The sequence below is a fragment of the Aeromonas sp. QDB25 genome (assembly GCF_027707725.1).
GTDB lineage: Bacteria > Pseudomonadota > Gammaproteobacteria > Enterobacterales > Aeromonadaceae > Aeromonas > Aeromonas caviae.
Genome location: NZ_JAPCIZ010000001.1, coordinates 24013 through 43929 on the forward strand (window position 1 = coordinate 24013; position 19917 = coordinate 43929).

At 62.7% G+C, this 19917-nt stretch carries 18 protein-coding genes and 1 pseudogene; 6 read left to right on the forward strand and 13 right to left on the reverse strand.

Features of this window, described 5'->3' with window-relative positions; all coding sequences use genetic code 11:
- Window positions 1-87: 87 nt before the first annotated feature.
- Together prmA and PG883_RS00100 are read right to left on the reverse strand one after the other, a co-directional pair.
- Entirely contained in the window at window positions 88-966 is an 879-nt protein-coding gene (gene prmA / locus PG883_RS00095) for a 50S ribosomal protein L11 methyltransferase (RefSeq protein WP_010675412.1), read from the reverse strand.
- A 531-nt stretch (window positions 967-1497) separates the two neighbouring features.
- Window positions 1498-2514 (reverse strand): zinc-binding alcohol dehydrogenase family protein, encoded by a 1017-nt coding sequence (locus tag PG883_RS00100; protein WP_069784403.1) that lies wholly within the window; start codon window positions 2512-2514, stop codon window positions 1498-1500.
- A 100-nt stretch (window positions 2515-2614) separates the two neighbouring features.
- Here PG883_RS00100 and PG883_RS00105 point away from each other — a divergent pair, with 100 nt between their 5' ends.
- Window positions 2615-3487 (forward strand): LysR family transcriptional regulator, encoded by an 873-nt coding sequence (locus PG883_RS00105; RefSeq protein ID WP_042014452.1) that lies wholly within the window; start codon window positions 2615-2617, stop codon window positions 3485-3487.
- Here PG883_RS00105 and PG883_RS00110 read toward each other — a convergent pair whose 3' ends face one another.
- From PG883_RS00110 to PG883_RS00160, 11 genes are all read right to left on the reverse strand, one after another.
- Window positions 3488-4912 (reverse strand): PTS transporter subunit EIIC, encoded by a 1425-nt coding sequence (locus tag PG883_RS00110; RefSeq protein WP_223924467.1) that lies wholly within the window; start codon window positions 4910-4912, stop codon window positions 3488-3490.
- An 87-nt stretch (window positions 4913-4999) separates the two neighbouring features.
- Entirely contained in the window at window positions 5000-6457 is a 1458-nt protein-coding gene (gene panF / locus PG883_RS00115; RefSeq protein ID WP_270806817.1) for a sodium/pantothenate symporter, read from the reverse strand.
- Window positions 6447-6695, reverse strand: a complete 249-nt coding sequence (locus tag PG883_RS00120; protein ID WP_039040309.1) for a YhdT family protein — start codon at window positions 6693-6695, stop codon at window positions 6447-6449. The genes panF and PG883_RS00120 overlap by 11 nt, the downstream gene beginning before the upstream one ends.
- Before the next feature lie 268 nt (window positions 6696-6963).
- Window positions 6964-8304: an acetyl-CoA carboxylase biotin carboxylase subunit gene (accC, locus tag PG883_RS00125; RefSeq protein ID WP_010675406.1), complete on the reverse strand. Its 1341-nt coding sequence runs from the start codon at window positions 8302-8304 to the stop codon at window positions 6964-6966.
- Between the two features lie 15 nt (window positions 8305-8319).
- On the reverse strand, window positions 8320-8781 hold the full coding sequence (gene accB, locus PG883_RS00130; protein ID WP_010675405.1) for an acetyl-CoA carboxylase biotin carboxyl carrier protein: 462 nt from the start codon (window positions 8779-8781) through the stop codon (window positions 8320-8322).
- Between the two features lie 36 nt (window positions 8782-8817).
- Window positions 8818-9267: a type II 3-dehydroquinate dehydratase gene (gene aroQ, locus PG883_RS00135; RefSeq protein ID WP_039040307.1), complete on the reverse strand. Its 450-nt coding sequence runs from the start codon at window positions 9265-9267 to the stop codon at window positions 8818-8820.
- A 283-nt stretch (window positions 9268-9550) separates the two neighbouring features.
- On the reverse strand, window positions 9551-11497 hold the full coding sequence (gene acs / locus PG883_RS00140) for an acetate--CoA ligase (RefSeq protein WP_270806818.1): 1947 nt from the start codon (window positions 11495-11497) through the stop codon (window positions 9551-9553).
- Between the two features lie 175 nt (window positions 11498-11672).
- Complete coding sequence (locus tag PG883_RS00145) at window positions 11673-13460, reverse strand: sensor domain-containing protein (protein WP_270806819.1); 1788 nt, start codon at window positions 13458-13460, stop codon at window positions 11673-11675.
- Between the two features lie 106 nt (window positions 13461-13566).
- Entirely contained in the window at window positions 13567-13935 is a 369-nt protein-coding gene (locus tag PG883_RS00150; RefSeq protein WP_041212496.1) for a hypothetical protein, read from the reverse strand.
- Window positions 13936-13942: 7 nt separating this feature from the next.
- On the reverse strand, window positions 13943-14611 hold the full coding sequence (torD, locus tag PG883_RS00155; protein WP_041212497.1) for a molecular chaperone TorD: 669 nt from the start codon (window positions 14609-14611) through the stop codon (window positions 13943-13945).
- A gap of 150 nt (window positions 14612-14761) precedes the next feature.
- Window positions 14762-15049, reverse strand: a complete 288-nt coding sequence (locus PG883_RS00160) for a hypothetical protein (protein WP_041212498.1) — start codon at window positions 15047-15049, stop codon at window positions 14762-14764.
- A 341-nt stretch (window positions 15050-15390) separates the two neighbouring features.
- Between PG883_RS00160 and glyA the strand changes: the two genes are divergently transcribed.
- The 5 genes and pseudogenes from glyA (at window position 15391) to PG883_RS00185 (ending at window position 19845) form a co-directional block, all read left to right on the forward strand.
- A complete protein-coding gene (gene glyA, locus PG883_RS00165) occupies window positions 15391-16644 on the forward strand; it encodes a serine hydroxymethyltransferase (protein WP_010675397.1) in 1254 nt (417 codons plus the stop codon).
- Between the two features lie 87 nt (window positions 16645-16731).
- A pseudogene (locus PG883_RS00170) lies at window positions 16732-17165 on the forward strand (hypothetical protein).
- A gap of 134 nt (window positions 17166-17299) precedes the next feature.
- A complete protein-coding gene (nrdR, locus tag PG883_RS00175) occupies window positions 17300-17749 on the forward strand; it encodes a transcriptional regulator NrdR (RefSeq protein ID WP_010675395.1) in 450 nt (149 codons plus the stop codon).
- Between the two features lie 277 nt (window positions 17750-18026).
- The gene (ribD, locus tag PG883_RS00180; protein ID WP_039040300.1) at window positions 18027-19136 is read left to right on the forward strand and encodes a bifunctional diaminohydroxyphosphoribosylaminopyrimidine deaminase/5-amino-6-(5-phosphoribosylamino)uracil reductase RibD; all 1110 of its coding nucleotides are present in this window, start codon (window positions 18027-18029) and stop codon (window positions 19134-19136) included.
- 55 nt (window positions 19137-19191) lie between these two features.
- Complete coding sequence (locus PG883_RS00185) at window positions 19192-19845, forward strand: riboflavin synthase (protein WP_270806820.1); 654 nt, start codon at window positions 19192-19194, stop codon at window positions 19843-19845.
- Window positions 19846-19917: the final 72 nt, after the last annotated feature.

The window sequence follows — 19917 nt, forward strand, 5'->3', positions numbered from 1 at the left end:
AGAACGGGCGTCCGGAAACGGCAAGGGCACCCTGGGGTGCCCTTGTCGTTCAGCGACCTAAGTGTTGCCGCCATGGCCTGTTGCTTGTCAGCCCAGTTTGCGGCCGGAGAGGCGGCACCACTCTTCCTTCACCGCAGTCGGGTCCATTTCGAACCACTGGCCATAGATGGTCTCCAGCTCTGGCGCCTGGCTTTCCAGCACGCCGGAGAGGGCCATCAGGCTGCCCGCCTTGCCGTGACCGGCGATAAGCGGCGCCAGCTCCCGCAGCGGGCCGGCCAGGATGTTGGCGACCACCACGTCCGCTTCGACGTCTTGCGGCTGATCCGCCGGCAGGTAGAGTTCAATCTGGTCGGCTACGCCATTTCGCTCGGCGTTGTCACGGCTGGCCTGGATGGCCTGCGGATCGATATCGATGCCGATGACCCGGGCGGCCCCCAGTTTCAGGGCGGCGATGCCGAGGATGCCGGAGCCGCAACCAAAGTCCACCACGGTTTTGCCGGCCAGATCCAGCCCGTCCAGCCACTGCAGGCAGAGTGCCGTGGTGGGGTGGGTACCGGTGCCGAAGGCCAGGCCCGGGTCCAGCATGACGTTGACCGCATCGGGGTTCGGCACGTCGCGCCAGCTCGGGCAGATCCAGAGCCGCTCGCCGAACTGCATGGGGTGGAAGTGATCCATCCACTCGCGCACCCAGTCCTTGTCTTCCAGCTGTTCGACCTTGTAGCCCACGTCTTCGCCGAAGATCTGCTGGAAGAAGGCGATGGTGGGAGCCGGATCGGTTTCGGCATCGAACAGTCCCATTACTTCGGTCTCGCCCCAGAGCGGGGTTTCACCGGGCATGGGCTCATAGACGGGCACATCCTTGGCATCCATAAAGGTCACCGCCTGGGCCCCACGCCCCAGCAGCATGTTGCTCACCTTGTCTGCGGTCTTGGCAGTGGCGTTGATTCGAATTTGTATCCAGGGCATGGCGTCGGCTCTTCATAAATGTGAAACCGCGGGATTCTATCATCATGGACCCGTGCTGTCGTGGTTTGACCATGGCCTCATGGGGAAGGGAGGTAACTCTGCCAAGTTGGCACGGTTAATGTATTCCTTCATGGGTGACGGGAAGCAACTTGTTCCCGCTGAATGCTTTGCTCTATGAAGTTCCGTCATCTTTTTTCAGCCACCTTCGGGTGGCTTTTTTTATGCCGGTGCGCTGAAAAGCGGTTAATTGGGAGGGAAAAGCAGAGATTGGCACGCTATCTGCAAAGTTACAGATGTCCTGCATAAGGATATGTGTGTGATTGTTACCCCAACGTTCAGGTTTTTAGGGCCATCCCGACGGGATGGCCTCTTTTTTATGGTTTTTTCGGGGGAGATGCCCCGTCAGGGACATAGGTTACCTGCGGGGCTGTGCACTCTTGGGGCTTGTCACTGGTGATTTCACCCCATGATGGTGCATTTATTTACCTAAAAGGGAATAGGCTGGACGGTAAGGCCCGCCTGGGCTGTGCCTCAGCGATGGAAGCCGCTCATGTCGATCACCAGCTTGCCCACCATGCGACCCGCTTCCAGCTCGGCATGAGCCCGGGCCAGGGTGAGGGGCGTCAGTTCGGGCACCACCTTGCTGAGGGTGGTCTTGAGCACCCCTTCATCGATCAGGGCCGCGACCCGGCCGAGCAGGTTGTGCTGCTCGATCATGTCCGGGGTCTGGAACAGGGAGCGGGTAAACATGAACTCCTGGCTGAAGGTGACGCTCTTGGGTTTGAGCAGACCCAGATCCCAGGGTTCACTGGACTCGGCGATGGTGCAGATGTGGCCAAACGGACGGATGAGGCTGGCCATGGTGTTCCAGTGCTGCTCGGTGGCGTTGGTGCAGAAGATGGCATCCACCTCGCTGATGCCGAGTGCCTTGAGCTCCGCCTGCAGATGGTGATGGCTCACCACCTGGTGGGCCCCCATGTCCAGGCACCACTCCCGGGTTTCGGGGCGCGATGCGGTGGCGATCACCTCCATGCCGGTAAGCTGGCGGGCCAGCTGGATGGCGATGGAACCGACTCCGCCGGCACCCCCGATGATCAGCAGTCGCCCGGTGCTTTCGCGGGTAAGGCTCATGCGCTCGAACAGGGTTTCCCAGGCGGTGATGGCGGTGAGCGGCAGGGCGGCGGCTTCCAGATCGGTCAGGGTGACTGGGGCGATAGCGGCGATGCGCTCGTCCACCAGTTGCAAGGCGCTGTTGCTGCCCGGGCGGCTGATGTCGCCGGCATACCAGACCCTGTCACCGGCCTTGAACAGGGTGACGTCGCTACCGACGGCGATCACCTCGCCCACGGCGTCCCAGCCCAGCACGCGGGGGCTGCTTTCGACCTTGTCCTTGGGGGCGCGTACCTTGGTGTCGACCGGATTGATGGAGGTGGCGTTGACCCGTACCAGCAGATCCCGCGGGCCCGGTGTCGGATCGGGCAGATCGCTCTCGATGAAGCAGTGGGGGTGGTTGCTTGGCAGATAGTGAGTCAGGGCGATGGCTTTCATGGCTTTTCCTTTCAAATAGCAGTGTTCGGGATTGCCACTCACTCTAGTCTGGATAATTATCAAGATTAAGATGGGTAATTGGTAAAGACTGTTTGAATATATGAACAATGTCGAACTGGAGTTGATGGGGCTGTTCGCCACCGTGGTAGAGCAGGGGAGCTTCACCGGGGCGGCCGAGGTGCTCGGCATGCCCAAGTCCTCGGTGAGCCAGAAGATCTCGCGCCTCGAATCCCGGCTCGGGGTGAGGTTGCTGCAACGCACCACCCGCAGGCTCAGCCTGACGCCCCAGGGGGAGGTCTATGTGGCCCATTGTCAGGAGCTGCTGGCACTGGCGCGTAGTGCCAACCTGGCGATGGCGCGGTTGCGCGCGGCTCCTGGAGGGCGGGTGCGGATCACTGCTCCCGAAGCCACGGGAACCTTGCTGCTTGGCCGGATACTGGCCGAATTTCGCGCCCTCTACCCCGAGGTGGTGCTGGAGCTGACCCTTTGCGATGAACAGCTTGATCTGGTGGGGGAAGGTTACGATCTGGCGCTGCGGGCGGCGCCGCTGAAAGATTCCAGCCTCATCTGCCGGCGCATCGGCCAGGTGGCGCGCCATCTGGTGGCATCTCCCGGTTACCTGGCTGCCAACGGGACGCCGCTCCAGCTCTCAGAGCTGGCCGGACACGCCTGCCTGGTACATGGCTCCTTGCCGGTGTGGCCATTGCAGGAGGGGGGCTGGCGCCCTCGCGGGGCCTGCCAGAGCAACAGCCTGCTGGCGCTGCGGGAGCTGGCACTCCATGACGGGGGGATTGCCCTGCTGCCGGCCCATGTCTGCGGCGACGATCTGGCGGCGGGGCGACTGCTCAAGGTGCTGCCGGATCTCCTGGTTCCGGTGAACCCCTTCTATCTCATCTACCCGAGCCGGGAACACCTGGCCCCCGCCCTTCGCAGCCTGATGGACTTCGTGGCCGAACGTCTTCCCTTCGCCTGATCACTGGTGCTGGCCAAGGGGAGCCTGAGCCGGTTCGAGACCGAGCGGGACCGACTGGCGTTCCGCCAGCATGCGGATCTGCCCTTCGATGAGGCCGGCATGGGGGCCGAGCACCAGCACCAGCTGATGTTCGTTGAGCACGACCCAGGAGAGGCAGCCCAGTCTGGCCAGGCAGGATTGATCCACCAGGGCCATGTCGCGAACCCGCAGGCTGAGGCGGGTCAGGCAGACGCTCATGGCCTGCAAGTTGTCCATGCCCCCCAGCATCTTGAGGTACTGGATAGCCAGCATCTGGGGATCGGTGGGGGCCACGGTCGCGAGCCGGGAGAGATCCTCGGCGATGGGCTTGCCCGGCAGACTGAGGGGGGCGTGTTCCAGCAGCCGGGAGAAGAGCAGGGCATAGACGACGAAGAAGAGGATGCCCAAGGGGATGAGCCAGAAGCTGTGCAGACCGGCGTGGTAGCTCAGCACCAGATCCAGCAATCCGGCAGAAAAGTAGCTGCCCACCTGGATGTCGAGCCCGCTGCAGATGGCCAGCGACAGCCCGGTCAGCAGGGCATGGGCCAGAAACAGCCAGGGAGCGGTGAAGGCAAACAGGAACTCGATGGGCTCCGTGATGCCCACCAGTGCCGAGGTGAGCGCCAGGGTGAGCAGCAGCCCTCCCTGGGGCAGTTGCTGCATCCGCTGGCGATGGATCCAGATGGCAAAACAGGCACCGGGCAGGCCGAACATGATGACCGGATAGAGCCCGGCCACATAGCCTTCATGCAGCGGCTGGGCGGTCGAGAGGGCTTGCAGGTTGCTCTCCCCGAGCCCGATGAGGCTGCCCAGCACCTGGTGCAGGCCGAGGGGGATCAGCAGTCGGTTCAGCACGCCGTAGCAGAAGGCGCCAAAGGGCGTGGTGAGCAGATCGGAGGCGAGCAGGGTGAGCCCCTGTTCCAGCAGCGGCCAGAGGATGGAGAGGGGGATCACCAGCAGCAGGCAGGCCAGCGCCGAGAGCAACATGCCCGGCAGATCTTCCTGCAGGGGGCGCAACCAGCCCGGCAGCCGCAGAGCGCGGGCCCGGGAGCAGACCATGGCGGTGACGAGCCCGGCCAGCTGGCCGCAGATCATGTCCGCATGCAGCCCGGGCACCAGGGTGCCCAGCGCCGAGCTCAGCAGCAGGAAGTTGACCGCACCGGCGAGCGCCTGGGCTCCTTGCCCCTGGCGACTCAACCCGAAGGCGATGGCCACCGCATAGATGAGCGGCATCTGGCTGAAGAGGGCGCGACCGGCGAGGGAGAGCACCGCCAGATCCAGCACGTCCGGTTGGCCGAGCCGGTGGAGCAGAGCGGCCAGGGGCAGGATGGAGACGGGCAGCAACAGGGCATAGCCGAGGCGCTGCAGGGACTGGGTCAGGATCTTTCTGGCGTTCTGGACTGGCATGGGGGCACGGTATTTGTGACGTGGCGCACATTTTACCCGTGAGCCCCCATTTGGGAATAGGCGAGCCTTCCTTTATTGATCCTTTTCTTAATTTTGATCAAACAATCGACGGACACGCTGATCCGGGGCAGGAGTGAGCAGGCTGACAAGAACAAAGGCCGCCAGGCCAAGGGCCAGGCTCGGGACGATGGCGTGCAGGCCGGCCACCTTGATCCCCCACTGGCTCAAGGTGCCGTAACAGAGGATGCCGCAGACCATGCTGGCCAGGGCTCCCGGGCCGTTGGCCCTGGACCAGTAGAGGCCGAGCACCAGGGGCCAGAGGAAGACCGCCTGCAGGCCGCCGAAGGCGAGCAGGTTGAGCCAGATGATCATCTCGGGGGGCTGGAGCGCCGCCAGCAGCACCAGGGTACCGAGGATCAGGGTGCAGAGCAGGGAGAGGCGCGGCACCCGGACCTCCAGCTTCTCCTGCCTGGGGTTGAGGTAATTGAGGTAGAGATCTTTCACCAGGGTGGCGGAGGCCTGGATCAGCTGGGAGTCGATAGTAGACATGATGGCCGCCATGGGGGCGGCCAGGAAGACCCCGGCCAGCCAGGGGGGGAGCACCTCCATCATCAGGGAGGGCATGATCTTGTCCGGGCTGTCCATGCCGGGCAGGATGGCGCGGCCCAGCGCCCCGGCCAGGTGCATGCCGAACATCAGCAGGGCGCAGACGATGGTGCCGATGAGGATGCCCCGGTGCAGCGCCTTGCTGTCCCGGTAGCCAAAGCAGCGCAGCGCCGAGTGGGGCAAGCCCACCACCCCGATGCAGACCAGCACCCAGAAGCTCAGCATGAAGGGTTGGGTCAGCATGTCGCCGGCCCCCTGGGGGCTCACCAGCTTGGGATCTATCTCCTTGAGCTGGTGGACAAGATTCGGCAACCCGTCACCGGCGATGAGGATGCCCGCCAGCAGGGCGCCAGTGCCGATGAGCATGACGATGCCCTGCAGGGCATCCGTCATCACCACGGCGCGAAAGCCGCCGATCACCGTGTAGAGCAGCACGCAACTGGCAAACAGGAAGAGCCCCTGCTGATAGCTGAGGCCGGTCGCCGTTTCCAGCAGGCGGGCGCCGCCGATGAACTGCACCACCATGGTGGCGATGAAGGCGAGGATGATGGTGACCGAGCCCAGCATGACCACCGCCCTGCTCTGGTAGCGGGCCCACAGCATGTCGTTGATGGTCACCGCGTTGACCCGGCGGGCGATGATGGCGAACTTCTTGCCAAGCACCCCCAGAGTGAGCCAGACGGTGGGCAGCTGGATCATCGCCAGCAATACCCAGCCGAGGCCGACCTTGTAGGCGGCTCCCGGCCCGCCGATGAAGGACGATGCAGAGGTATAAGTGGCCACCAGGGTCATGGCGAGCACCAGCCCCCCCATGCTGCGGTTGCCGATGAAGTACTCCTGCATGAAGTTGCCGCCGGTCCGGTGGCGACTGGCCCAGAAACCGACCCCCAGTACCAGCACCAGGTAGATGCAGAGTGGCAGCATCAGCTCAAGATTCATGGGGTGGTACCTCGCTATCCAGGGGAATATCGACGAACAGGCGATCCACCATGAGGGCGCAGAGGCCGATGAACAGCAGCGGCATCAGGATGCAACTGAGCAGGAACCAGAGGGGCAGGTCCCACAGCTCGAGATCCTCGGGGATGAAATAAGCCGAGCCATACCAGGCGACAAAGTAGAGCAGGGTCAGCAGCAGGCAGAAGGCTGCTTCCCGACGGGCGAGTGCGAAACGGTTCACTGTGGCCTCCGACGAGTGAGCGGGGCGCAAGAATAACAAAAAAGGGCCATGTCGCCATGGCCCTTTTTTACGTTGGCGATCCGGGTGGATCGCGCAATTTCCCGATGAAAGGGGTCTTTGCAGACCCGACTTCTTGTGCAGGGAGTGGCTGCTCATGCGGCCACCGTGCTCAATGGGCCGGGCCTCAAGCCATTACAGACCCAACTTCTTGTGCAGGTAGTGGCTGCTCTGTGCTGCCACCGTGCTCAATGGGTCGGGCCTCAAGCCATTACAGACCCAACTTCTTGTGCAGGTAGTGGATGTTGGTGCCACCGTGCTGGAAGTTTTCGTCCTTCATGATCTCTTTTTGCAGGGCGATGTTGGTCTTGATCCCTTCCACCACCAGCTCGTCGAGGGAGTGACGCATGCGGGCGATGGCCACGTCACGGTTCTCCCCGTAGCAGATCAGCTTGCCGATCATGGAGTCGTAGTAGGGGGGGACCTTGTAACCCGCATAGATGTGGGATTCCCAGCGCACGCCCAGGCCGCCCGGCGCGTGGAAGCGCTGGATGAGACCGGGAGAGGGCAGGAAGGTGGCCGGATCTTCGGCATTGATCCGGCACTCGATGGCGTGGCCACGAATGCGGATGTCCTGCTGGGTGATCGACAGGGGCTGACCGGCGGCAATGCGCAGCTGCTCCTTGATGAGGTCGACGCCGGTGACCATCTCGGTGACCGGATGCTCCACCTGGATACGGGTGTTCATCTCGATGAAATAGAACTCGCCGTTCTCGTACAGGAACTCGAAGGTACCCGCACCGCGGTAGCCGATCTCGAGACAGGCGCGCACGCAGCGCTCACCGATGAACTTGCGCATCTCGTCGGTGATGCCGGGGGCCGGCGCCTCTTCCACGACCTTCTGGTGACGGCGCTGCATGGAGCAGTCCCGCTCACCCAGATAGAGGGCGGTACCCTGACCGTCAGCCAGCACCTGGATCTCGATGTGGCGCGGGTTCTCCAGGTACTTCTCCATGTAGACCATGTCGTTCTTGAAGAACTGGCCGGCTTCGGATTTGGTCAGCGCGATGGCAGAGGCCAGTTCGGCCTCGTTGCGCACCACGCGCATGCCGCGACCACCACCGCCACCGGCGGCCTTGATGATCACCGGATACCCGATCCGCTTGGCGATGGCGGCGTTGCGCTTGGCATCGTTGTCCACCGGGCCGTCGGAGCCGGGTACGCAGGGCACGCCCGCCTTCTTCATCGCCTCGATGGCGGAGACCTTGTCACCCATCAGGCGAATGGTCTCGGCGCGCGGGCCGATGAAGATGAAGCCGGATTTCTCGACCACTTCGGCGAAGTCGGCATTCTCGGAGAGGAAGCCGTAGCCCGGGTGGATGGCGACGGCACCGGTCACCTCGGCGGCGGCGATGATGGCCGGCACATTGAGGTAGGACTCACCGCTGGCAGGCTTGCCGATGCAGATGGTTTCGTCCGCCAGGAGCACATGCTTGAGCTCCCGATCGGCAGTGGAGTGAACGGCCACTGTCTTGATCCCGAGCTCTTTGCAGGCGCGCAGGATCCGCAGGGCAATTTCACCGCGGTTGGCGATGACTACTTTGTCCAACATGGGTGGCATTTTCCCTTATTCGATGATGAACAGCGGCTCGTCAAACTCGACGGCCTGACCATTTTCAACCAGGATCGCTTTGATCACGCCGGCCTTGTCAGACTCGATTTGGTTCATCATTTTCATGGCTTCGACGATGCACAGGGTGTCGCCGACATTGACGTGCTGACCGACTTCCACGAACGGCTTGGCTTCCGGGCTGGAGGAGCGGTAGAAGGAGCCCACCATGGGGGAGCGCATCAGATGACCGCTCGGGGCGGCATCGGCAGCAGGTGCAGCGGCGGCTGCCGGAGCAGCGGCAACCGGTGCGGCAACCTGAGCTGCGGCCTGGGGCATGATCATCTGCGGGGCAACGCTAACCTGGCCGGAGAAATTACGGCTGATGCGAACGGACTCTTCCCCTTCGGAGATTTCCAGCTCGGCGATGCCGGACTCTTCAACCAGTTCAATCAGCTTCTTGATTTTGCGGATATCCATTAGCATTCTCTTTCTTCTTTATCTGATCAGTGATTATCAAGCCGCGCGCAACTGATGCACGGCCGCGGTTAAAGCGAATTGGTAACCATCGGCACCCAACCCGCAGATCACCCCCTTGGCGACATCAGACAGATAGGAGTGATGACGGAAGGGCTCCCTGGCATGAACGTTTGACAGGTGAACCTCGATAAAGGGGATGGCCACACCCAGCAGGGCATCGCGCAGGGCAACGCTGGTATGGGTGAAGGCGGCGGGATTGATGATGATGAAATCCACCTGGCCCATGGCCTGATGGATGCGGCCGATCAGCTCGTGCTCGGCATTGGATTGCAGATGTTCCAGGGTGACACCGAGTTCGCTGGCGCTGCGCGTCAGATCGGCGACGATCTCATCGAGCGTCTTGCTGCCGTAGATTCCCGGTTCCCGCTTGCCCAGCAGATTCAGATTGGGGCCGTTAAGCAGGAGGATTCGGTGATGTTGCGACATATTGAGTACATCCTCGATGATTATGCTGCTATCTATCAGCTATCTTTGGACTACCAAAAATCTAGCCAATTTTTGCACAAATCGGTGTGCCCTGACACACAGATTTCGCAATTATATTGATTTCGTGAAAATTAGCAGCATTTTACTGGTCTAATCTCTACATCTGGCTATTTATTGGCCTGGTTTGCCCGCAAGCCCTGCCTGCCAACGAACTCTGCCCTGTCCGGATCCCGAAGACAACAAAGCCGGCACGTGGCCGGCTCTGTTGACGTGGGGAAGAGACTCACGCCGCTTCCGACTTCTCGCGGATCAGCTTGTCCACGACCCCCGGATCCGCCAGGGTGGAGATATCCCCCAGGCTGTCGGTTTCGCCGGTGGCGATCTTGCGCAAGATACGCCGCATGATCTTGCCGGATCGGGTCTTGGGCAGCCCCTCGGCCCAGTGGATCACGTCCGGGGTCGCGATGGCGCCAATCTCCTTGCGCACCCACTCCTTCACTTCCTTGTGCAGCTCGCGGCTCGGCTCTTCCCCGGCGATCAGGGTGACATAGGCGTAGATGCCCTGTCCCTTGATCTCGTGGGGAACACCCACCACCGCCGCTTCGGCGATCTTCGGATGGGCCACCAGAGCGGACTCGATTTCGGCGGTGCCCATGCGGTGGCCGGAGACGTTGAGTACATCATCCACCCGGCCGGTGATCCAGTAGTAGCCGTCCTCGTCGCGACGGGCACCGTCGCCGGTGAAGTAGCGACCCGGGAAGGTGGAGAAGTAGGTCTGCTCGAAGCGCTCGTGATCGCCGAACACGGTACGCATCTGGCCGGGCCAGGAGTCGGTGATCACCAGGTTACCCTCGGTGGCGCCCTCCAGCGGCTCACCCAGGTTGTCCACCAGAGCAGGCTGTACTCCGAAGAAGGGACGGGTGGCCGAGCCGGGCTTGAGCGCGGTGACACCGGGCAGCGGAGTGATGAGGATGCCGCCGGTTTCGGTCTGCCACCAGGTGTCGACGATGGGGCAGCGCTCGTCGCCGATGGTGCGGTAGTACCACTCCCAGGCTTCCGGGTTGATGGGTTCACCCACCGACCCCATGATGCGCAGGCTGGTGCGGGAAGTGCCTTCGACAGCCTCCTTGCCCTTGGCCATCAGTGCACGAATGGCGGTGGGGGCGGTATAGAGGATGGTGACCTGATGCTTGTCCACCACCTGGCTCATGCGGTTGGTAGCCGGGTAGTTGGGCACCCCTTCGAACATGACGGTGGTGGCGCCGTTGGCCAGCGGCCCGTAGACCAGATAGGAGTGACCGGTGACCCAACCCACGTCGGCGGTACACCAGTAGATGTCCTCTTCGTGGTAGTCGAACACGTATTTGAAGGTGAGGGCGGCATAGACCAGATAGCCGCCCGTGGTGTGCAGCACACCCTTGGGTTTGCCGGTGGAGCCGGAGGTGTAGAGCACGAACAGGGGATCTTCGGAGCCCATGGCTTCGGGCGGACAATCCGGGCTGGCGGCGTTGACCGCATCATGCCACCAGATGTCTCTGTGCTCGTGCCAGGCCACGTTGCCACCGGTGCGCTTGAGGACGATCACCTTGCTGACCTTGGTATCCGGGTGGGTAAGGGCCTCATCCACGTTCTTCTTGAGGGGGATGGGGCGACCGCCTCGCAACCCCTCATCGGCGGTGATGACGACGGAGGCGCCGGAGTCGATGATGCGGCCCGAGAGCGCCTCCGGCGAGAAGCCGCCGAAGACGATGCTGTGCACGGCCCCGATGCGGGTACAGGCCAGCATGGCGATGGCCGCCTCCGGCACCATGGGCATATAAAGGCAGACCATGTGGCCACGCTTGACCCCCTGGGCTTTGAGCACGTTGGCAAACTTGCACACTTCGGCGTGCAGTTCGCGATAGGTGATCTTGCGATCTTCAGCCGGGTTGTCCCCTTCCCAGATGATGGCGACCTTGTCGCCGCGCTCGCTCAGATGGCGATCCAGGCAGTTGGCCGAGACGTTGAGCAGGCCATCCTCATACCACTTGATGGAGACGTGGCCCGGATCGTAGGAGGTGTTCTTGACGCGGGTGTAGGGGGTCATCCAGTCGAGGATCTTGCCCTGCTCCCCCCAGAAGGCGTCCGGATCCTGCACCGACGCCTGATACATGGCTTCATAATCTTCCTTGTCCAGCAGGGCGCCGTTGCCGATGTGGGCCTTGACCGGGTAGACCTTGCTCTCGCTCATCTCTCACTCCTGTGAATACATTTTCTTAATGATTGAGTAACAACTTATACCTTTGGTTCCCGAGGGCAATTAGACTTTTGGATAGCGACGAAGATAGCGGGCGGGAAGCCATGATGATGAAGCAGAAGGGAGCCATGGGCTCCCTTCTTTGCTTGCGTGGTGGCGCGGCCAAGGCTCAATGGCGGAGGGGGAGCAGGGGAGGCAGGCTGGGTTCTGGCAGGGGATGGCTGAACAGGTAGCCCTGTCCCTCTTCGCAACGCAGGGATTGCAGGAACTGGCGCTGGGGCTGGGTTTCTATCCCTTCCGCCGTGACGGCCATGCCGAGGGAACTGGCCAGCTGGACTATGGTACGGCACAGCTCGCGGCTGTGCTTGTCGTCGGGCAACGCCTGGACGAAGGCCCTGTCTATCTTGATGCGATCGATGGGCAGGCTCCTGAGCAGGCTCAGGGAGGAGAAACCGGTGCCGAAGTCGTCGATGGCGATCTGCACCCCCAGCGCCTTGAGACGGGTGAAGAGCCTCAGACTGTGATCCACGCTCTGGATGATGCTCTCGGTCACCTCGATCTCCAGCCGCTCGGCAGGAAAACCGGTCGCAGCCAGAATGGCTGTCACCCGCTCCACGTAGTCGTGGGAGCGCATCTCCCTGACCGACACATTGACCGAGAGCCTGGGCACAGCGCGCCCTTCGGCCAGCCATTGCTGCCCTTGCCGGCAGGCGGTGCGCATCACCCATTCTCCCAGCGGTTCGATGAGACCGCACTCCTCTGCCACCGGAATGAAACGGTCCGGGGATATCATGCCAAGGCTGGGATGCTGCCAGCGGATCAGGGCCTCCAGGCCGCTGAGATGACCATCCGCCAGATCCGTCATGGGTTGGTAGAGCAGGCGAAACTGTTGCTGCTCAATGGCCTTGAGCAGTCCCTGCTCCAGCAGCATCCGCTCCCTGGTCTGTGCCGTCATGTCGGGGGAGTGGAACAGATAGCCGTTGCGGCCACGGCGCTTGGCTTCATGCATGGCGTTGTCCGCCGCGCTGATGAGGCTGTCCGGGGTCTGGCCATGCTCCGGATAAAGGGAGACGCCGATGCTGGCGGAGAGCCTCACCCGCTCCTGGCCGATGTCGGCGGGAGCGTGCAGCCTGCGTTGCAACCCCTCGATGAGACCCAGCAGATCCTGGGTCTCCCTGATGGCGGGCAGCAACACCAGAAATTCGTCTGCCCCCAGCCGGATGGCGATGTCTCCGGGGCGCAGACAGTGGCGAATGCGGTCTGCCGACAGCTTGAGCAGCAGATCGCCGGCACTGTGCCCCAGGTTGTCGTTGATGAGCTTGAAGCCGTCGAGATCGATGAACAACAGCGCCAGGACGTGGTGGTTCACCCTGGCTGTCTCTATCTCCAGGGTGAGGCGCTCTTGCAGCAGATGGCGATTGCCGAGATCGGTGAGGGGATCGTAATAGGAGAGGTGCTGCAAGCGGGCTTCGGCCTGATAGAGACGCAGTGCATGGCGGTGGGTTATCTCCTGCAGGCCGGGTGACGCGGGTGCGTCGAGGTGGGGGCCTGTCTGCGCGGATTCCCTCATCACGAGGAAGATGCCGCTGAAGGAGCCGTCCTCATCCAACACGGAGCTGACGCTCACTTGCCAGCGTGCGGGGGAGGCCGCGCGGGAGAGACCGACTGTCTCCACCTCAAATGTGCATCGGGGGGGACCTTGTCGCAGTTGCTGAAACAGCGGGAGCAGCTGGGGAGTCTGTGCAGGGACAATGTCGAACAGCGTCTTGCCCGGGTGCTCTGCCCGCGCGAGGCCGGTCAGTTCGGCAAAGCGTCCGTTGACGTCGCGACACCTGAATTCGTGATCGAAGACCCCAATCCCGACGGGCGCCTGGGCGAACAGCAGTTGCAACTCGTAGGGAGAGAGCGGGCCTGACAAATGCCGTGTCGGAACCGATTCGGGCAGCACTTTTTCCATGGAGGCTCCTGAATTGATTGCTTTGTCATTTGGACGACTGTGTCAGTATGGCAGGAAGTGTCAGGAGAGAAAGAAAGTGTGAGAAGGGTGTGAAATCAACGAGCTGTCAGCCTTTCTGGCGGCCAAACGCCTGGATCCCGCGAACAAATACCAGCCAGCCCACCAGATGAAACGGCAACGCCATGGCGTAGAGCACCAGCCAGTGGCTCTCGGTGCCGCTGCTGTTGATGAAATCTGTCCAGGCGGCGAGCAGGGCCAGCATGCCCGCTATCTGGAAGCGGCGACGCAGCACCACTTCCACCCCGAGATTGGCGAGGTAGAGGGTCAGCAGGATGCCGGCAAAGCCGGTGAGCTGGGCGGTGCCGTAGAGCGCGCGGTCCGGGTTGAACAGCAGCGTCACGAGGGGAGTGACGCCCTGATCCTGCGGGATCAGGGCCAGCAGCCAGCATGCGATGAGAAGCAGGGCTGTCTTCATGCCGGGCTCAGTCGGCGGACGGTGCCGGTTTGACCAGGGAGAGGTAGTTGGCGTCCATCTTGAGGAACACCCCCAGCAGGCGGGCACTGGCACCGTAGAAGCCAAACGTGTCGGCGGCCCGGCAGGCCTGCTCGAAGCGCTCGAACCAGCCCAGCAGGTGACCGTGCAGCAGGGACTCCTGCTCGCCGAGCCAGCTTTCACGCTTGGCGGCGGTGGTCGACTCGGCGGCGCGGATGATGAGGCTGCCCATCAGATCCAGCTCGATGGCCAGATGATCGGCAGGCTCATTGTATTTGTCGCTGACGTTGATGCCGAGGCGATCGAGGCGTGCCTGCATCTCGGTCATGGGGGCCTGCATCAGCTGCTTGCCTTCGCCCCGGTAGAGGGATTCGTAGGGCAGGGCACCCTGCCCGGGAGCGCTCAGGAACAGGCCGGCGAAGTCGGCGGCCAGGGCCGTCTGGCGCTCGGGGCGCACCAGCAGGCGGGCGATGGCATCGTTGAGCTCGGCCACGGCTTCGCGCATGGGGTCGAGAGTAGAGAGGCTCTTCAAGAAGCTGCGCACGTCATAGGTGTCGTATTCAGCGATCTGTGCATCACTGAGTTCGGCAGCAAACAGGGTGGAAAACCACCAGTAAAGCTCGGCCCGGCGTTCGCTGGTCGCCATGAATTCCTGCATTTTTCCTCCGTGGATGACAATCGGGAGCCTTGATGGCCCCCGATTCTAACGACTTTAAAAATAAAGGAAACTCATGGGGCCTTTTGACCGGATAGCGCCAGGAGAGGGGGTCGCATTCGTGGGATCACCGTGGGCGACGAGGAGGCCGACTTACTCCTCGACGCGATAGAGCACCTGCTTGCAACGGGGGCAGATGTGCTGGCGGCGGTAATCCACCTGGTGCACCAGGCCGACCTCCCGCTGCTGATGGTGACCGCAATGGATGCAGAAAATGAGATCCCCGTCGGCGGCGCCGGGATGGGCCGCCAGGTACTGCTCCCGGGTGGGAAGTGTCTCCCAGTTGGCGGTGCAGGCACCCTTGCGGCTGCTGGTGTAGTAGACCCAGTAGAAGAGAGCGAAGACCGCGACAATCACGAACAGCATCAGATGATCCATCATGGCGTTTCCCCTTGTGTTCCGGGATGGCAGGAAGCGACACCCGCTCGTGCAGATGTCCCATGGCCTAAAGATGTTATCTGTTAGTAAATGCTATATCCATGATCTGGCTCTGGTTTCTATCGCCTTGCCCGGAAAGCGGAGACGATGGCTGGAGCCGGATTGCGGGTGTGGGGAGGTCGGGGGGATGAGCGAAGCCAGGGGGCGGGATTCGAAATTTGCGACGTATTTTACATTTTATAAACAATTTTTTGGGTGGTTGGACTGTCTCTTTGATCCAGCTCACGTTACAATGCGCGGGCCCACTTCACCTATCGCGCAAACGATTTTCAGGAGATAAACGGATGTTGAAACGTGACATGACCATCGCCGGCTATGATCCAGAGCTGTGGCAGGCCATCACAGACGAGACCCGTCGTCAGGAAGAGCACATCGAGCTGATTGCGTCCGAGAACTACACCAGCCCCCGCGTCATGGAAGCCCAGGGCTCCCAGTTGACCAACAAGTACGCCGAAGGCTACCCGGCCAAGCGTTACTACGGCGGTTGCGAGTATGTGGATGTGGTTGAAACCCTGGCCATCGAGCGCGCCAAAGAGCTGTTCGGTGCCACCTACGCCAACGTGCAGCCGCACTCCGGCTCCCAGGCCAACAGCGCCGTCTACATGGCCCTGCTGCAACCGGGCGACACCGTGCTCGGCATGAACCTGGCCCACGGCGGTCACCTGACCCACGGCTCCCCCGTCAACTTCTCCGGCAAGCTGTACAACATCATCCCCTACGGCATCGACGAGTCCGGCAAGATCGACTACGACGAGATGGAGCGCCTGGCCGTTGAGCACAAGCCGAAGATGATGATCGGCGGCTTCTCCGCCTACTCCGGCATCGTCGACTGGGCCCGCATGCGCGAGATCGCCGACAAGATCGGTGCTTACCTGTTCGTGGACATGGCCCACGTAGCCGGTCTGATTGCCGCCGGCGTCTACCCGAACCCGGTGCCCCACGCTCACGTGGTCACCTCCACCACCCACAAGACCCTGGCCGGTCCGCGCGGTGGTCTGATCCTCTCCGCCGCCGACGACGAAGATCTGTACAAGAAGCTGAACTCCGCCGTCTTCCCGGGTGGTCAGGGTGGTCCGCTGATGCACGTCATCGCCGGCAAGGCCGTGGCCTTCAAGGAAGCGCTGGAGCCCGAGTTCAAGACCTACCAGGCCCAGGTCGTGAAGAACGCCAAGGCCATGGCGGCGACCTTTATCGAGCGCGGCTACAAGATCGTCTCCGGCGGTACCGACAACCATCTGATGCTGGTTGACCTGATCGGTCGCGAGCTGACCGGCAAAGATGCCGACGCAGCCCTCGGCAAGGCCAACATCACCGTCAACAAGAACTCCGTACCGAACGACCCGCGTTCCCCGTTCGTGACCTCCGGCGTGCGTATCGGCACCCCGGCCATCACCCGCCGCGGCTTCAAGGAAGCCGAGTCCATCCAGTTGGCCAACTGGATCTGCGACGTGCTGGACAGCCACGACAACGAAGAAGTGCTGGCGACCGTGCGCGAGAAGGTGCTGGACATCTGCCGCCGCTTCCCGGTCTACGCATAATCAGCCTGACCTTCAGGTTGAAGACCAATGCCACCCTCGGGTGGCATTGTTTTTTGCAGCGTCTGGCAAGATGAGACAGAGGTGATCATGTGCAATGACATGGAAGAGGACGCGCTGGAGGCGTCACTGCGGCAGACGGTTCGCGCCCAGTACCACTTTCGCACCAGCGAACAGGGGCTGTTGGCCTGGGATGTGCGCCGCTTGATCCGGCTGAGCCGCAACCTGCCGGTGCAGGCGGTGGCACTCGGCGAGATTGCCGAGCTTGACCGCGACCACTGGTACGGCCATGGCGACGCCACGCCCACGGTGCGCAGCGTGGTGGCGCATTGCCAGCTCATGATGGCGGCGGATCTCGCCTATCCCATCCTGCTGGACAGCGCCGGCCGGGTGATGGATGGCATGCACCGGGTGGGCAAGGCGCTGATGCTGGGCCACAGCCATGTGGCTGCTCGCCGGTTCGCGGCGGATCCTGCCCCGATTACCAGGATTGCGACCCCGAGGCGTTGCCCTATGACGACTGAGTCCTGCCCGAAGGTCTGGCTGGTTGTCCCTTGTTTTCATGGGCTTTTACCGGTTCTGGATGGCCGTGTTACACTGGCCGGCCTAGCGCCAGCCCCCGGGGCCCGCGCCCATTTTCATCCACGCCGGAGGTCAGATGCATTGCCCTTTCTGTAGTGCCGTTGATACCAAGGTGATCGATTCCCGTCTGGTGGCCGAGGGCCATCAGGTGCGCCGCCGTCGCGAATGCCTGCTCTGTCACGAGCGTTTTACCACCTTCGAAATGGCCGAACTGGTCATGCCCCGCGTCATCAAGTCCAACGGCTCCCGCGAGCCCTTCAACGAAGACAAGCTGCGTGCCGGCATTCTGCGGGCGCTGGAGAAGCGGCCGGTGAGCATGGAGGCCATCGAGAAGGCGGTCAACCACATCAAGTCCCGCCTGCGGGCCACCGGTGAGCGGGAGGTGGCCTCCCAGCTGGTGGGCAATCTGGTGATGGATGAGCTCAAGAGCCTGGACAAGGTGGCCTACATCCGCTTTGCCTCCGTCTACCGCAGCTTTGAAGACATTCGCGAATTCGGGGAAGAGATCGCCAAGCTGGAGAAGTAACGTCGGCCTGTCGCTCCCTATGTGAATAAGAGAGGGGCTGCCGTTGCGGCAGCGCCAGTTGTTACACCAGTGAGACATCCAGATAGCGCATCGTTGCACTGGTGAAAAAGTATGAGGGCGTGCGGCCGCATCCTGCGATGTGTGTGCCCGTCGCCATGGCGTCAGATGCCATGGCCGATCTGCCCGAGAAGGCGTGCTGCAAGCGCGTACACCCTATTTTCTTGTCCCATCGGATGGCCGTGCCACCGGGGACAGGTTGCTGGACACAGGAGCCCGGATGTTTAGTCAAGACGATTACCAATGGATGAGCCGGGCCCTCGAACTGGCCCGGCGCGGCCGTTACACCACGGCCCCCAACCCCTGCGTCGGCGCCGTGCTGGTGAAGGCCGGCGTGGTGGTGGGGGAGGGCTGGCACAAGCGGGCCGGTGAGCCCCATGCCGAGGTCTATGCTCTGCACGCGGCAGGGGAAGAGGCCCGCGGTGCCACCGCCTATGTGACCCTGGAGCCCTGCTCCCATCATGGTCGCACGCCGCCCTGCGCCGAGGCGCTCATCAAGGCCGGGGTGACCCGGGTGGTGGCTGCCATGGTGGATCCCAACCCCCAGGTGGGCGGGCGTGGCCTGCGGATGCTCTCCGAGGCGGGGATCAAGACCGATTTCGGCCTGCTGGCCGCGGAAGCCGAGGCCCTCAATCCCGGTTTCTTCAAGCGGATGCGCACCGCGTTTCCGCTGGTGACGGTCAAGCTGGGGGCGAGCCTGGATGGTCGCACCGCCATGGCGAGTGGCGAGAGCCAGTGGATCACCTCTCCGGAGGCGCGCCGGGACGTGCAGCGACTGCGGGCCCGTCACGATGCGGTCCTCTCCAGCGCCGAGACCGTGCTGGCGGATGGCGCCTCCCTCACCGTGCGCTGGGACGAGCTGCCTCCCTCGGTCAAGGCGGTCTATCCCAAAGAGACCCTGCGCCAGCCACTGCGGGTCATCGTGGATTCGCAAAACCGGCTCACCCCGGATCTGCCCCTGTTCCAGAGCGAGAGCCCGGTACTGCTGGCCCGCCACAAGGCATCCGGTGAGTGGCCCGCCTGGGTGCAGCAGCTGGAGGTGCCGCTGCTGGATGGCAAGCTGGATCTGGTCAGTCTGTTCATGCTGCTGGCCAAACAGAACGTCAACTCGGTACTGGTGGAGGCGGGGCCGCGGCTGTGCGGCGCCCTGCTGGAGAAGGGGCTGGTGGACGAGCTGGTGCTCTATCAGGCGCCCAAACTGATGGGGGATGAGGGGCGCGGCCTGTTCCATCTGCCGGGGCTGACCCGGCTGTTCCAGGCCCCCAAACTCAACCTCAAGGATGTGCGCATGCTTGGCCAGGATATTCGCATCACTGCGAAAATAGCCTGATTTTTCAATGTTCACGGGGGCATCCATCGCCCCCGTCATCAGCAAGGTGATCTGCATGTTTACCGGAATTATCGAAGCGGTGGGAACCCTGGCCGAGCTGCGTCGCCAGGGGGAGGACATGGCCCTCATCGTGCACGCGCCGACCCTGGACTTCAGTGACGTCAAGCTGGGCGACTCCATCGCCACCAACGGCGTCTGTCTCACCGTGGTGGCGCTCGGGGATCACAGCTATACCGCCGACGTCTCCCTGGAGACCCTCTCCCGCACCGGTTTTTCTGCCGCCAAGGTGGGGGATCCGGTCAACCTCGAAAAGGCGTTGATGCCCACTTCCCGTCTCGGCGGCCACCTGGTCTCCGGCCACGTGGACGGCATCGGCGAGGTGAAGAGCAAATCGTCCAGCGGCCGCGCCATCGAATACTGGATCAAGGCGCCGGGGGAGCTCTCGCGCTACATCGCCGTGAAGGGGTCGATTGCGGTGGATGGCATCAGCCTCACCGTCAATGCGGTTCAGGGGGATCTGTTCCGGCTGACCATCGTGCCCCACACCGCCCAGGAGACCACCATCGCCCGCTGGAAACCCGGCTACCGGGTCAACCTCGAGGTGGACCAGATAGCCCGCTATCTGGAGCGGCTGATGACGGGCAAGCGCGAGCAGAGCAGTGCCTCTACCCTGACCCTGGAAAAGCTGGCCCAGTCCGGATTCTTGTGAGCCGTTTTGACGGGAAAACGCGGTTCTGTGATCCCGCGCGGATTGAAACGGGGCCGCGTGCCCCCATCTAGA